Annotated in this window: 11 protein-coding genes; 6 read left to right on the forward strand and 5 right to left on the reverse strand. The window is 66.3% G+C overall.

The features are described 5' to 3' along the window. Positions 1 to 2 precede the first annotated feature (2 nt). From H4P35_RS11745 to H4P35_RS11760, 4 genes are all read right to left on the reverse strand, one after another. The gene (locus H4P35_RS11745; protein WP_081101081.1) at positions 3 to 911 is read right to left on the reverse strand and encodes an ABC transporter permease; all 909 of its coding nucleotides are present in this window, start codon (positions 909 to 911) and stop codon (positions 3 to 5) included. A gap of 1 nt (position 912) precedes the next feature. Next, the gene (locus H4P35_RS11750; protein ID WP_056317093.1) at positions 913 to 1,830 is read right to left on the reverse strand and encodes an ABC transporter permease; all 918 of its coding nucleotides are present in this window, start codon (positions 1,828 to 1,830) and stop codon (positions 913 to 915) included. A 63-nt stretch (positions 1,831 to 1,893) separates the two neighbouring features. Next, positions 1,894 to 3,495: an ABC transporter substrate-binding protein gene (locus H4P35_RS11755; RefSeq protein ID WP_226849145.1), complete on the reverse strand. Its 1,602-nt coding sequence runs from the start codon at positions 3,493 to 3,495 to the stop codon at positions 1,894 to 1,896. Positions 3,496 to 3,518: 23 nt separating this feature from the next. After that, positions 3,519 to 4,277, reverse strand: coding sequence for a GntR family transcriptional regulator (locus H4P35_RS11760; RefSeq protein WP_223575669.1), 759 nt, complete (start codon positions 4,275 to 4,277; stop codon positions 3,519 to 3,521). A 200-nt stretch (positions 4,278 to 4,477) separates the two neighbouring features. Between H4P35_RS11760 and H4P35_RS11765 the strand changes: the two genes are divergently transcribed. The 3 genes from H4P35_RS11765 (at position 4,478) to H4P35_RS11775 (ending at position 7,907) form a co-directional block, all read left to right on the forward strand. Beyond that, a complete protein-coding gene (locus H4P35_RS11765; protein WP_226849146.1) occupies positions 4,478 to 5,674 on the forward strand; it encodes an alanine--glyoxylate aminotransferase family protein in 1,197 nt (398 codons plus the stop codon). 22 nt (positions 5,675 to 5,696) lie between these two features. Beyond that, the gene (locus H4P35_RS11770) at positions 5,697 to 6,749 is read left to right on the forward strand and encodes a serine hydrolase (protein WP_062841539.1); all 1,053 of its coding nucleotides are present in this window, start codon (positions 5,697 to 5,699) and stop codon (positions 6,747 to 6,749) included. Between the two features lie 147 nt (positions 6,750 to 6,896). Further along, positions 6,897 to 7,907, forward strand: coding sequence for an aldo/keto reductase (locus tag H4P35_RS11775; RefSeq protein ID WP_108696802.1), 1,011 nt, complete (start codon positions 6,897 to 6,899; stop codon positions 7,905 to 7,907). Positions 7,908 to 7,977: 70 nt separating this feature from the next. On the opposite strand, the gene H4P35_RS11780 is transcribed toward H4P35_RS11775, so the two are convergent. Then, a complete protein-coding gene (locus H4P35_RS11780; protein WP_226849147.1) occupies positions 7,978 to 8,547 on the reverse strand; it encodes a TetR/AcrR family transcriptional regulator in 570 nt (189 codons plus the stop codon). Between the two features lie 210 nt (positions 8,548 to 8,757). Between H4P35_RS11780 and H4P35_RS11785 the strand changes: the two genes are divergently transcribed. The 3 genes from H4P35_RS11785 to H4P35_RS11795 are packed head-to-tail and all read left to right on the forward strand — an operon-like array spanning position 8,758 to position 14,566. Then, entirely contained in the window at positions 8,758 to 9,936 is a 1,179-nt protein-coding gene (locus tag H4P35_RS11785) for an efflux RND transporter periplasmic adaptor subunit (RefSeq protein WP_226849148.1), read from the forward strand. Positions 9,937 to 9,975: 39 nt separating this feature from the next. Then, entirely contained in the window at positions 9,976 to 13,125 is a 3,150-nt protein-coding gene (locus H4P35_RS11790) for an efflux RND transporter permease subunit (protein WP_226849149.1), read from the forward strand. A gap of 4 nt (positions 13,126 to 13,129) precedes the next feature. Continuing rightward, positions 13,130 to 14,566, forward strand: a complete 1,437-nt coding sequence (locus H4P35_RS11795) for an efflux transporter outer membrane subunit (RefSeq protein ID WP_226849150.1) — start codon at positions 13,130 to 13,132, stop codon at positions 14,564 to 14,566. Positions 14,567 to 14,612 lie beyond the last annotated feature (46 nt).

Raw genomic sequence — 14,612 nt, forward strand, 5'->3', positions numbered from 1 at the left:
GCTCAGGCCCTCTCTTCAGGCGTCAGGAGTTGATGCAGTCCGTCGCCGGCCAGGTTGATCGCGAAGATCAGAAGCGCCAGCGCCGATCCGGGAATGGCGATCAGCCAGAACGAGAAGAACATGTAGGCCTTCGCCTCGGAGATCATCAATCCCCAGGACGGCAGCGGCGGTTGCACGCCCAGGCCCAGGAATGACAGCGAAGCTTCCAGCAGGATGGCGCTGGCCGCTTCCAGCGTGGCGATCACGATCAGTTGCGGCACGACGTTGGGCAGGACCTCGCCCCAGACGATGCGCCAGGTGCTGGCGCCGGCCGCCTGGGCCGCGGCCACGTATTCCAGCGAGCGCACCTGCTGCGTGGCGCTGCGCATGACCACCGCGTAGCGGTCCCACTTGAGCAAACCCAGCACCAGGATCACCACCCACAGCGAGCCGCCGACGATGGCCACGGTGGCCAGCGCCACCAGGATCACCGGCATGGAGAGCCGCGTGGTGATGAGAAACGACACGGCCATGTCGACCTTGCCGCCGAAGTAGCCGGCCGCCATGCCCATCGCCGTGCCGATAAGGCCGGAGATGAGCGCGACGCTGATGCCGATCAGGAGCGAAATGCGCGCTCCGTAGAACAGGCGCGACATGTAGTCGCGTCCCAGCTGGTCGGTGCCCAGCGGGTGCAGCCAGGTGCCTTTCTCGTACCAGACGGGCGGCGCGGTGCGGTAGGCCAGATCCTGGAAATAGGGATCGTGCGGCGAGATCCACGGGGCCAGCAGCGCGATCAGCACGATGACGAGCAGAATGCCGCCGCCGGCCAAAAGCGCCTTGTTGCGCCGCAGGCGGCGCCAGCGCAGCGTGGCCGCGGACAGTTCCAGCGGCGGCGCCGCGGACGTGGCGGGGGTGATCGTAGGCGTATTCATGTCAGGACACCCGGATGCGTGGATCGAGCCACGCGTTGGCCACGTCGGCGGCAAGCGTCAGCAGCACATACAGCACCGACAGCAGCAGCACGATCAGCTGCATGACCGGATAGTCCTTGTACGTGATGCTCTGGTAGGCCAGGTAGCCCAGCCCGTCCAGCGCGAAGATGGTCTCGATGACCACCGAGCCGCCCAGCAGGTAGCCCAGTTGCACGGCGGCCAGCGCCACCACCGGCACGATCGCGTTGCGCAGCGCGTGCTTGAAAATCACCTTGCCGGCCGGCAGCCCCTTGGCGCGCGCGGTGCGGATGTAATCGGCGCCCAGCACCTCGATCATGCCGGCGCGGATCAGCCGCATGAACGCAGGCGCCACGTAATACCCCAGCGCGATCGCGGGCATGACGAAGTGCTGCCACGTGCCGCTGCCCGACACCGGCAGGATGCGCAGGGAGATCGAGAACAGCATGATCAGGATCAGCGCGAAGAAGAAGTTCGGCAGCGCCTGTCCCAGCACGGCAATCGCCAGACAGACGCGGTCGATCAGGCTGCCCTTGTACAGGGCGGCCAGCACGCCCAGCGGAATCGAGATGAACAGCGCGAAGGCCAGCGCGGCCATGCCCAGCTTGAGCGTGGTCGCCAGCTTGGACAGGATGAGCGGCCCGGCTTCGGTCTTGAAGTACACCGAGGTGCCGAAGTCGCCCTGCAGGATGTGCCAGAGCCAGTCGGCGTACTGGACGATGATCGGGCGGTCCAGCCCGTAGGTCTTGCGGATCATGTCGATGTCGGCCTGGCGCGCGCCTTCGCCGGCCAGCGCCAGCGCCGGGTCGCCCGACAGGTGCAGCAGCAGGAACGCCAGAATGGACACGGTCAGCGCCACCAGCGCCGCCAGGCCCAGGCGCCTCAGCGTGAAATAAAGCATAGGACTTCCTCTCTGTTCAGCAGCGCCGGGCGGCCGCGGGGCCGGCCCGGCGCGGGGCGCGCCTTACTTCCAGCTCATGTCCCAGAAGCGCACCAGCTCATCCGAGTAGGGCTTGAAGTTCACGTCCTTGGTGGCGACGTAGTAGGCGGGCAGTGTCCAGAGCGGCACCGCGTAGGCCTTTTCCGCGATGATGTCCAGCGCCTCCTTGTAGGCCGCTTTGCGCTGCTCGCTGTCGATGGTGGTATCGCCCTTTTTCAAGAGGTCGCGCACCTTCGGGTCGCGCGTGATGTCGTCGCTGCCGAAGGCGAAGTACACCGGCGTGGAAGCCGACACGTCGTTCACCAGGTTCGAGCCCCAGGTCTGGTGCGTCAGCGAAGCCTTGTTGGCGCGGATCATGTCGCGCATCGCGGCGTATTGCAGGAAATTCAGCTTGGCGCGGATGCCGACGGCCTGCAGGTAGTTGATGATGGCTTCGGTCTGGTTGCGTTCGCGGTACGCAACGATGTCGATGTCAAAGCCGTTGGGATAGCCCGCCTCGGCCAGCAGCTTCTTGGCCTGCGCGGGGTCGTACTTGTAGGTCGGGGCGCCTTCCTGCGTGCAGCCCACCTGCGACGGGGTGCAGATGGTGTTGATGAGCCCGCCGCCTTCGCCCACGATGTTCTTGAGCATCGACTCGCGGTCGATTGCGTGGATGATGGCGCGGCGCACGCGCTCGTCCTTCAGTTGCGGCGCGGGGGTGCCTTCCAGGATGTTCATCTGCATGAACACGATGCGCATGGTGTTGCCGGTCACCATCTGCAGGTTCGGCATGCCGCCCAGCTGCTCGGCCTGGTCCTTGGGCACGCTCATGATCAGATCTTCCCCGCCGGAGATCACCTCGGCCATCTGGGTCTGGCGGTCGGGGATGAAGCGGATGACCACCTTGCCGATCTTGGGCTGCGCCTTGGGCGAATCCTTGAAATAGTCGGCATTGCGTTCCAGCGTGATGGACTTGCCGGGCTGATAGTCCACGACCTTGTACGGACCGGAGCCCACGGGCTTGGCGTTCATGCCCTTGGGGCCGACTTCCTGGTAGTACTTGGCGGGGTGGATGGCGGCCGTGGTGGACAGGTATTCCTTGGCGCCGGGGAAGGGCTCCTTGGTGGTCAGGCGCACCTTGTATTTGTCGATCTTCTCGACCTTGTCGATCCAGGACACGTTCTGCTGCGTGACCGCCTTGTTCTTCGGGTCGGCCACGAAGTTCAGCGTGTAGACCACCGAGTCGGCGTCGAACTCCTCGCCGTTGTGGAATTTGACGCCCTCGCGCAGCTCGAATTCCATGGTCTTGTCATCGATCTGCTTCCAGCTCTTGGCGAGCTGGCCCTTGTACTCGTTGGTGACCGGGTCGCGGTAGAGCAAGGTGTCCCACACGTTGGCCGCGATGATGACGCCGATGCGCACGTTGTTGAAGTAGGGATCGACACTTTCCGGGGCCTGGTCGTAGGCCATGCGCAAGGTGTCGTCCTTTTTGCCGGCAAGCGCGGGCTGGGATGCCAGTGCGGCGCAGGCCACCAGCGCGGCGGCCAGTGCCTTCAATGGCGTGACGCGGCGCAAGGACAGCGCGGACGCGGCGGGGGTGAAGCGAGAAAGCGTGATGCAGCAAGGTGTGAAGCGACTATCAGCCATGGTGAAGGCTCCTCTTGATGACACTACATGTGTTGCGTATCTATCGTCTCGCTCCGGCTCTTGAGCGCCGCCTCGCATTTGCGCTGCAGGTGCTGCCGCATGATGGCTGCCAGCCGGTCCGCGTCGCGCGCGGCAAGGGCCTCCGCCATTTCTATGTGTTCGCGCATCGCCAGATCCCATTTCTGCCGGTTCTCGTTCGAGACGAAGCGCAGGTTCTGGATCCGCGCGTTCTGCGCGTCGTAAAGCTGCTTGAGCAGGCTGTTGTGCGCGGCCAGGCTGATGCGTTCGTGGATCTCGCGGTTGACGCGAAAGTACGTCGGCAGGTCATGCCGCGCATGGCTGGCCATCATTTCGTAGGTCAGCGCGCGGATTTCCGCGATCTCGACGTCGGTCGCGCGCTCGCAGGCAAACCTGCACGACATCGCTTCCAGCCCGCCGATCACTTCGAACGCTTCGCGGATATTCGCTTCGGACAGGGCTACCACCTGCGCGCCGCGGTTCGGTTCGATCTGCACCAGGCCTTCGGCGGCCAGCAGCCGGAACGCCTCGCGCAGCGGGGTGCGCGACACGCCCAGCAGGTCGCACAGCGCGCGTTCGTTCAAGCGGGTGCCGGGCGGGAATTCGCCCTGGATGATGCGTTCGCGCAGCGATCCGGCCGCCGATCCCGCCAGCGTGCGTCCGTCGCCGGCGGCGCGAACGGCCGCCGGCACCGGGGCGGGCGCAAGATCGGGCGAGGCCACGGCCCCGGCGTGATCCGGCAAGAAGCTAGGATCGCTGCTCATTGGTATACAAAAATTCCCCTTGTTTTCGCAGACTATAAACCTGTCTTTGCTGCGGTTTTGATGGGTGTATACCCTAGGTTATCGACGTAAAAACAATGGGATAGAGTGGCGCAAGCCGCAAGTCCGCCAGGCTGGCGCGCGTCGCATCACGATGCGCGCAGGCCGTACTGGTATACAAACCGTCAACATTGGGGCCCCGCATGCTCACGCTGAACTCCCACCCGTCCGGCCGGCATTTCCTGCAGATTCCCGGACCGACCAACGTCCCCGACCGCGTCCTGCGCGCCATCGACCAGGCCACCATCGATCATCGGGGACCGGAATTCGGCGAGCTTGGCAAAGCGGTGCTGACGGGCATCAAGCAGGTCTTCCAGACCGAATCGCCTGTCGTGATCTTTCCGGCCTCGGGCACCGGGGCGTGGGAGGCGGCGCTGGTCAACACGCTGTCGCCGGGCGACCGCGTGCTGATGGTCGAGACCGGCCACTTCGCCAGCCTGTGGCGCAAGCTTGCCGGGCGGTTGGGGCTGGATGTTGATTGCATCGAAGGCGACTGGCGTCGCCCCGTCGATGCCGGCGTCATCGGCGCGCGGCTGGCCGACGATGCCCAGCACCGCATCAAGGCGGTGTGCGTGGTGCACAATGAGACCTCAACCGGGGTCACCAGCGACATCGCCGCGGTGCGCGCCGCCATCAATCAGGCCGGGCACCCGGCGCTGCTGATGGTCGACACGATTTCCTCGCTGGGCTCCATCGACTACCGCCACGACGAATGGGGCGTGGACGTCACGGTGGCCGGATCGCAGAAGGGACTGATGCTGCCGCCGGGCCTGTCGTTCAACGCGGTGGGGCCGCGCGCGCTGGCCGCGGCCGAGACCGCGCGCCTGCCGCGCTCCTATTGGGATTGGCGCGAAATGCTCGGCCCCAATGCGAAGGGCTATTTCCCGTACACCCCGTCGACCAACCTGCTGTATGGCCTGCATGAAGCGCTGGCCATGCTGGCGGCCGAAGGCCTGCCGCAGGTGTTTGCGCGCCACGAGCGCCACGCCCGCGCCACCCGGCTGGCGGTGGCCGGGTGGGGGTTGGAGCTGCTGAGCCTGGACGCGGCCGCGCACAGCCCGGCGTTGACCGCGGTGCTGATGCCCGACGGCCACAGCGCCGACGCGCTGCGCAAGGTCATTCTGGACCGCTTCGATATGTCGCTGGGGCAGGGGCTGGGCAAGCTTTCCGACCGCATCTTCCGCATCGGCCATCTGGGCCATTTCAATGATCTGACGCTATGCGGCACGCTGGCTGGCGTGGAGATGGGGCTGGCCGCATTTGGCGTCCCGCATCGCTCGGGCGGATTGCAAGCCGCCATGGAATACCTGACCCGCGCGCCCGAACGCGTGGCGGGATGAACACACAACAACGAGGGAACCGATGAATACGCTCATGCAGCAGGCGATCCAGTTCGCCAACGATCACGAATCGACCTGGGATCGCAGCGTCAAAGGCAATTTTGGCGTGCACCTGAACGACCCGCCGCCGTGGAACCGCCTGCTGGGTCCCATCCACGATCGCGGGCCGGTGTCCGGCGTGGTGGTGGTGGACGGCAAGACAGTGGCCTCGTGGGGCGAGCCGGACCGGGCCGACCTGACGTTCAGCGTCGCCAAGCTTTACCTGGCCATTTTGGCGGGCGTTGCGCATGACCGCGGCCTGCTGCCGGATGTGGACGAGCCCGTGGGCAAGCGCGTGCCGGGCATCGGCTTTGACGAAGGCCGCAACGCGTCCATCACGTGGCGCCACCTGCTGCAGCAGACCAGCGAATGGGAAGGCGAACGCTTTGGCGTGTCGGATCAGGCGGACCGCTATCGCGCCGTCACTTTCGGCGTGCCGCCCGACGGCAAGAAGGGCGATGCGCGTCCGTTGCAGGAACCCGGCACGTATTGGGAATACAACGATGTGCGCATCAATCAGCTGTCTTATGCGCTGCTGCATCTGTTCCGCAAACCCTTGCCGGAAGTCTTCCGCGAGGCCGTCACGCGGCCCATCGGCTGCAGCGAGAACTGGCAGTGGGTCGGCTACGACAACGCCTGGGTCGAGATCGACGGCCAGCGCATGCCGTCGGTGCCCGGCGGTTCCCACTGGGGCGGCGGCATGTCCATCAGCGCCAACGACCAGGCGCTGATCGGCCAGATGCTGTTGAACGACGGCCAGGCGAACGGCCGCCAGATCCTGTCGCGCGAATGGTTGCAGGCCATGCGAACCCCCTGCGACATCGCGCCGTACTACGGCTATTTGATCTGGCTGAACCACGAAGGCAAGGTCTTTCCCAGCGTGCCGTCCTCCAGCTTCTTCGGGGTAGGGGCGGGCAGCTCGTTCACGTGGGTGGAGCCAGAGCGCAAGATGGTCGTGATCGTGCGCTGGCTGAATTCGGCCCATGCCGACGCGCTGTTTGGGAAGATCCTGGCGGCGGTGGATGCGGGCGACTGACACCTGCGCAACGAGGCCGGTGCCTGACACCCTCATCCCAGCCGGGGTTTTGCGGCATGTCAGGTTTTTTCGGGCAAGATATCGCGTTCAGCCGCGCGTTGCCGCGTGGCCACGCCGCATCTTTTCATCCGATCAAGGAACCACGCCATGAACTACCGCCGACTGGGAACCAGCAATCTCCGGGTATCGCCGCTCTGCCTGGGCACCATGATGTTCGGAGAGCAGACGCCCGATGACGAGGCCGCGCGCATCGTTGCGTCGGCGCGCGATCATGGCGTCAACTTCATCGACACCGCGGACGTCTACAACGAGGGCCGGTCGGAAGAGGTGGTGGGCAAGCTGCTCAAGGGGCAACGCCATGACTGGGTGCTGGCCAGCAAAATCGGCAATCCGGTCGGCAAGGGGCCGAACCTGGCGCATTACTCGCGCCAGTGGCTGATCCGCGGGGTGGAGCAGAGCCTGTCGCGCATGGATACGGATTTCATGGACATCCTGTACCTGCACCGCGACTACCACGAAGAAAACCTTGAAGAGGCGTTGTGGGCGCTGGGCGACCTGATCCGCGCGGGCAAGCTGCGCAGCTTCGGCCTGTCGAATTTCCGCGGATGGCGCATTGCCGAGGTGATGCGCCTGTGCGAAAAGCTGGGTGTGCCGCAACCGGTGGTGTGCCAGCCGTACTACAACATGCTGAACCGCGGCCCAGAGGTCGAGATCCTGCCGGCGTGCAAGCATTACGGCCTGGGCGTCGTGCCGTACAGCCCGATCGCGCGCGGCGTGCTGACGGGCAAGTACCTGCCGGGCCAGGCGCCGGCGCCGGATACCCGTGCCGGGCGGGGCGACCGCCGCATCCTGGCCACGGAATTCCGCGAAGAATCCCTGCAGATCGCGCAGAAGCTTGTGCAGCATAGCGCCGCGCGCGGGGTTCAGCCGGGCCACTTCGCGACCGCGTGGGTGCTGGCCAATCCTGTCATCACCGCCGTCATCGCCGGTCCGCGCACGCTGGCGCAAATGGACGATTACTACGCGGCGCTGGACGTGACGATCACGCCTGAAGACGAAACGGTCGTGAACGAGTGGGTGGTGCCCGGTCACGCCTCCGCGCATGGCTACAACGATCCGAACTATCCGTTCTACGGCCGTCCGGTGACGGCGGCCTGAGCGGGCGCGCAAGGCGGGCTAGTGCCCGCTGCACCCGTGCGCGCACGGGTGCTGCGATCCGGACCGCCGTTCATCGGCCAGGGGCCGGCTCGGCCGAGATGCCGTGCAGCATCATCTGCTCGGCCACCTGCGCGATGCCCATGCGGGCAATCCGGCCGCGGCGCTCGGCATCCACCATGCTGGTGATGATGGCGATCAATAGTTCGCTCAGCGCGGCGGCGGTCATGTCCACGCGGAATGCGCCTTCGCGTTGTCCGCGCAGAAAAAATGCGTCCAGCGTTTCCTGGTAGCCCGACCAGCTGTTCATGATGTCGGGCTCCAGCTCGGTGTCGGGCTTCCAGTTGTAAATCAGGAACGCGGTCAGTTCCTTGTGCGCCAGGTGTTGTTCGATCAGGTTGCGCAGCGCCGCGCGGGGCGGGGCGGTTTCCAGGTGCGAGTCCGCCAGCGCCTGCTTCATGACCTGCGCGCAATGCGTCATCAGGCGCAGCACCAGCTGGTCTCGCGTCTTACAGAACCGGTACAAGGTCGCCTTGCTGACGCCCACCGCCTTGGCCAGTTCCTGCAGCGTGGCGCGCGGCTGGTCCACCATCGCAAGCGCCAATGCGACAAGCAGCCGCTCGTGGCCTGCCTCTTCAGACATTGTCTCCTCCCCATTTTGGATATCCCTGGGCCGGTATTGGATCATGGCCGATTCACTTTGTACAAACTTTGGCGAATTTTTCAAGTAAGGACTTGTTGATCCGCAATATCAAGCCGAAAAGCGACAAATGAATCAATATTGATTCAAAACGGTCTTTAAGGTAGCATCGGCGTCTCTTTGGATTCAAGACGCGCGGCGCGGGGGTAGTGAATGAAGTGGAATAAAACATGGCAGTTGCCCCTGGCGGTGTTGTCGACGGCAATCCTGGTTGCCGGTTGCGGCGGCTCAGACGGCGGTGAGCCTCAAGCGGCAGGGCCGCGTCCGGTGCAGGCGCTTGCCGTGCAGCCACAGCGCTACACGCTGACCAGCGAACTTCCCGGGCGCGTCGAGCCCATGCGCGTGGCCGAAGTCCGCGCCCGCGTGGCCGGCATCGTGCTGAGCCGCGATTTCGTCGAAGGCGCCGACGTCAAGGCGGGCGACGTGCTGTTCCGCATCGACCCCGCGCCGTTCAAGGCCGCCTTGTCGCGCGCCCAGGGCGAGCTGGCCAAGGCCCAGGCCGCCGTCGCCGATGCCCAAGCCGTCGTCAAGCGCTACACGCCGCTGGTCAAGATCGAAGCCGTCAGCCAGCAGGATTTCGACACGGCCAACACCACGCTCAAGAGCGCGCTGGCCGCCCGCCGGTCGGCCCAGGCCGACGTCGAAACCGCGCAGCTGAACCTGGACTACGCCACGGTCAAGGCGCCCATCTCGGGCCGCATCGGGCGTGCGCAGGTGACCGAAGGCGCGCTCGTGGGCCAGAACGAAGCCACCGTGATGGCGACGATCCAGCAGCTCGATCCGGTCTATGTGGACTTCAATCAGCCGGTCGCCGACATGCTGCGCATGCGCGCGGCCATGCAGGATGGCAGCCTGGGCGAAGGCGAGGGCGCGCGCATCTCCATCACGATCGATGGCACCGACAAGCAGCGCGAAGGGCGCCTCCTGTTCTCGGACATCGCCGTGGACCGCAGCACCGGCCAGGTGGCGCTGCGCGGCGAATTCTCGAATCCCGACGTGCTGCTGTTGCCGGGCATGTATGTGCGGGTGCGCACACATCAAGGCGTGGATCCGGAAGCGATCCTGGTCCCGCAGCGCGCCGTCACCCGCAGCACCGATGGCAAGCCGCAGGTGCTGGTGGTGGGGGCGGATGACGTTGTCGAAACCCGCGCCGTGCAGACCGGCACCATGCGCGGCGGCGATTGGCACATCACCGAGGGCCTGGCCGCTGGCGACCGGGTGATCGTGGGCGGCGTCAGCGCCGCCGTGCCCGGCCAGAAAGTCAGCGTGACGCCCGTGAACGAGCCCAAGGTGGCCACCGCCGGCGATGCCGCGGCTGCCGCCAAGCAATAAGCGGCCCCCATGCATCGCGCGCAAATCCGAGGTTAGACCATGTCCAAGTTTTTCATTGGCCGCCCCAATTTCGCCTGGGTGGTGGCCATCTTCATCTCGCTCGCGGGGCTGCTGGCGATTCCGTCGCTGCCGGTGTCGCAGTTTCCGGTGGTCGCGCCGCCGCAGGTGACCATTGCCGCCACCTATCCGGGCGCCTCCGCCACCGTGCTGGTCGATTCGGTGACCAGCGTCATCGAGGAAGAGCTGAACGGCGCGAAGAACATGCTGTACTACGAGTCGTCCAGCAGTTCCAGCGGCAGCGCGGAAATCACCGTCACGTTCCAGCCGGGCACCGATCCCGACCTGGCGCAGGTCGACGTGCAGAACCGGATCAAGAAGGCCGAAGCGCGCCTGCCCACCGCTGTGACGCAGCAAGGTCTGCAGGTTGAGCAGGCCAGTTCGAACTTCCTGATGATCTACGCCCTGACATACAAGGGCGACGATGCGCACAAGGATGTGGTCGGGCTGTCCGACTACGCCGCGCGCCACATCAACAACGAGATCCGCCGCGTCAATGGCGTGGGCAAGGTGCAGTTCTTCGGCGCCGAAGCCGCGATGCGCGTCTGGATCGACCCGCAGAAGCTGCTGGGTCTTGGCCTGTCCGTGGCGGACGTCAACGCGGCCATTGCCGCGCAGAACGTGCAGGTGCCGGCCGGCAGCTTCGGCAGCCGTCCCGGCGCGCCCGAGCAGGAGCTGACCGCGACGCTGGCCGTGAAGGGCACGCTGGACAACCCCGAGGAGTTCGGGCGCATCGTCCTGCGCGCCAATCCGGATGGTTCGTCCGTGCGCCTGGCCGACGTGGCGCGCCTGGAAGTCGGCCGCCAGAGCTACGACTTCGAAACGCGCCTGAACGGCAAGAAGGCGGTCGGCGCGGCGGTGCAGCTTGCGCCGGGTGCCAACGCCATCGACACCGTCAAGGCCGTGAATGCCCGCCTGAAGGAATTGTCGGCCTCGTTCCCCGAAGACATTGCGTACTCGGTGCCGTTCGACACCTCCAAGTTCGTCAGCGTGGCCATCACAAAGGTGGTGCACACGCTGCTGGAAGCCATGGTGCTGGTCTTCCTGGTGATGTACCTGTTCCTGCAGAACTTCCGCTACACGCTGATTCCGACCATCGTCGTGCCGGTGTGCCTGCTGGGCACGTTCGCGGTGATGTCGGTGCTGGGCTTCTCGGTGAACATGATGACCATGTTCGGCATGGTGCTGGCCATCGGCATCCTGGTCGACGACGCCATCGTGGTGGTTGAAAACGTCGAGCGCATCATGGCCGAGGAAGGCCTGTCGCCGCGCGAAGCCACGGTCAAGGCGATGGAACAGGTGTCCGGCGCCATCGTCGGCATCACGCTGGTGCTGTCGGCAGTGTTTTTGCCGCTGGCGTTCATGAGCGGTTCGGTGGGCGTCATCTACCAGCAGTTTTCGCTGTCGCTGGCGGTGTCGATCCTGTTCTCGGGCTTTTTGGCGCTGACCTTCACGCCGGCCCTGTGCGCCACGTTCCTCAAGCCCATTCCGAAGGGCCACCACGACGAAAAGAAGGGTTTTTTCGGCGGGTTCAACCGCGCGTTCAATCGCCTGACGGGCCGCTTCGAGGCGCTCAATTCCCGCCTGGTGCGCCGCACCGGCCGCTACATGGTGATTTACTTGGCCATCGTGGCCGTGCTGGCCGTGCTGTACATGCGCGTGCCGGAATCCTTCGTGCCGCCGGAAGACCAGGGCTACGTCATCGTCGACGTGCAACTGCCGCCCGGTGCGACGCATGTGCGCACCGACAAGGTGGTGGCCGACGTCGAGCAGCACCTGCTGTCGCTGGACGCCATGGGCGATGCCTTCACCGTCATGGGTTTCAGCTTCTCGGGCACCGGTCAGAACGCGGGCATCGCGTTTCCCACGCTCAAGGACTGGTCCGAGCGGGGCAAGGGCCAATCGGCCGCCGACGTGGCCGACAGCGTGAATGCGCGTTTCGCGGTGATCGACGACGGCGCGGTCATGGCCGTCAACCCGCCGCCCATCGACGGATTGGGCAACTCGGGCGGCTTCGCGCTGCGGCTGCAGGACCGCGGCGGCGTGGGCCGCGCGGCGCTGACCGAAGCGCGGGACCAGCTGCTGGCGCAGGCCAACAGTTCGCCGGTGATCGCCTACGCCATGATGGAAGGCCTGGCCGACGCCCCGCAGCTGCGGCTGGATATCGACCGCGAAAAGGCCGAAGCGCTGGGCGTGGGCTTTGACGTGATCAGCACGGCGATCTCGTCGGCGTATGGGTCGGCCACGGTCAACGACTTTGCCAACGCCGGCCGCCTGCAGCGCGTGGTGGTGCAGGCCGACGTGCGCGACCGCATGACGCCCGAGAGCATCCTGAAGCTGAACGTGCCGAACAAGACCGGCGGCATGGTGCCGCTCAGCGCATTCGTGAAGACGGACTGGGAGAACGGCCCCGTGCAGATCTCCCGCTACAACGGCTATCCGGCGTTCAAGATTGCGGGCGACGCCATGCCCGGCAGCAGCACCGGCCAGGCCATGGCCGAGATCGAGCGCATCGTGGCCGGCTTGCCGGAGGGCATTGGCTACGAATGGACCGGCCTGTCGTATCAGGAAAAGTTCGCGGGGTCGCAGGCGCCGATGCTGTTCGCGCTGGCCTTCCTGGTGGTGTTCCTGCTGATGGTCGCCCTGTATGAAAGCTGGTCGATCCCGGCGTCCGTGATGCTGATCGTGCCGATCGGCGCGCTGGGGTCGGTGCTGGCGGTGACGGTGCTGGGCATGCCGAACGACGTGTACTTCAAGGTCGGTCTCATCACCATCATCGGCCTGGCGGCCAAGAACGCCATCCTGATCGTGGAGTTTGCCAAGAGCCTGCGCGAACAGGGCCACAGCCTTGCCGACGCCGCCATCCAGGCCGCCAAGCTGCGCTTCCGTCCCATCGTGATGACGTCGCTGGCGTTCATCCTGGGCGTGGTGCCGCTGGCGCTGGCCTCCGGCGCGGGCGCGGCCAGCCAGCGCGCGCTGGGCGTGGGTGTGATCGGCGGCATGCTGACCGCCACGCTGCTGGGCGTGATCTTCGTTCCCATCTTCTTCGTGTGGGTGCTGTCGCTGGTGCAGCGCAAGCGGGGCAAGTCCTCGCCCGCCGCCAACGCCGCGCCGCGCACCGTGCAGGAGTAACGCCATGAGGCAGACCTTGTTTCCCCTGCGGCTGTCCGCATTGCTGCTGACCGCGGCGCTGGCGGGTTGTTCGCTCGCGCCCGTCTATGAACGTCCGGCATCGCCCGTGGGCGACCACTGGAGCCTGGCGGCGTCCGGCCCCGGCGAGTCGGCGGCGGCGACGCTGGACTGGCAGTCCTTCATCACCGACGATGCCTTGCGCAAGCTGGTGGAACTGGCGCTGGCCAACAACCGCGACCTGCGCCAGACGCTGCTCGACATCGAGGCGGCCCGCGCGCAGTACCAGATCACCCGAGCGGACCGGCTGCCGGGCATCGACGCGCAGGGCACGGGCACGCGCCAGCGTGTGCCGGCAGACCTGAGCAGCACGGGCGCCTCGTCAGTCCAAAGCAGCTATCAGGCCGGCCTGGGTTTGACCGCCTTCGAACTTGGCCTGTTCGGCCGCGTGCGCAGCCTGTCGGATGCCGCCTTGCAGGAATATCTGGCGACCGAGGCGACCGCGCGCAGCGCGCAGATCAGCCTGGTGGCCGAGGTGATCCAGGCGTATGTGGCGCGCGATAGCGCGCAGCGGCGTCTGGATGTGACGCGCCAGACGTTGGCCAGCCGCGAGGCGTCGCTGGCGCTGACGGCCAAGCGCCGGCAGGCGGGCGCGGCCACCGCGCTCGACTATCAGGAAGCGCTGGGCTTGACCGAGCAGTCACGCGCCGAGCTCGAGCGCACGGATCGCGAGGTCCGCCAGGCCGGCAACGCGCTCGGCCTGCTGGTGGGCATCAGCGACCTGTCGCCGTATCTGCCGGCGCGCACGGCCGATGCGCCGATGCTGGTGCAGGAGATCGCGGCGGGCGCGCCCTCCGCGCTGCTGGAAAACCGGCCGGACATCCTGGCCGCCGAACATGCGCTGCAGGCGCGCAACGCCAGCATCGGCGCGGCGCGGGCCGCGTTCTTTCCCAGCATTTCGCTGACCGGCCTGTTCGGCAGTTCCAGCGCGGACTTGTCGGGCCTGTTCGAATCCGGCCAGCGCGCCTGGTCGTTCACCCCGCAGATCACGCTGCCGATCTTTGCCGGCGGGCGCAACGTGGCCAACCTGGATCTGGCCACCGTGCGCAAGGACATCGCCGTGGCCCAGTACGAACGCACGATCCAGACGGCGTTCCGCGAGGTGTCGGACGCGCTGGTGGCCACCGAGACGCTGCGGCGTGAAGAGGCGTCCCGGCTTGCGCTGGCGCAGTCCAGCCAGGTGGCCCTGCAGCTGTCCGAGGCGCGCTACCGCGGCGGCGTGGACAGCCATCTGCGCTATCTGGATGCGCAGCGCAGCGCTTACACGGACCAGATCGCCTACATCGACGTCAGCGCGCAGCGCCAGGCGGCGCTGGCGACCTTGTTCAAGGCGCTGGGCGGCGGATGGCCGGCCCAGCAGCCGCCGCAGGCGGCACGGGACTGAGCGGCGAAAGGGGGGCAAGGGACGGCCCCCGATTGCGACCCGTGCG

This window comes from Achromobacter sp. 77, from assembly GCF_020541125.1.
Lineage (GTDB): Bacteria > Pseudomonadota > Gammaproteobacteria > Burkholderiales > Burkholderiaceae_B > Achromobacter > Achromobacter mucicolens.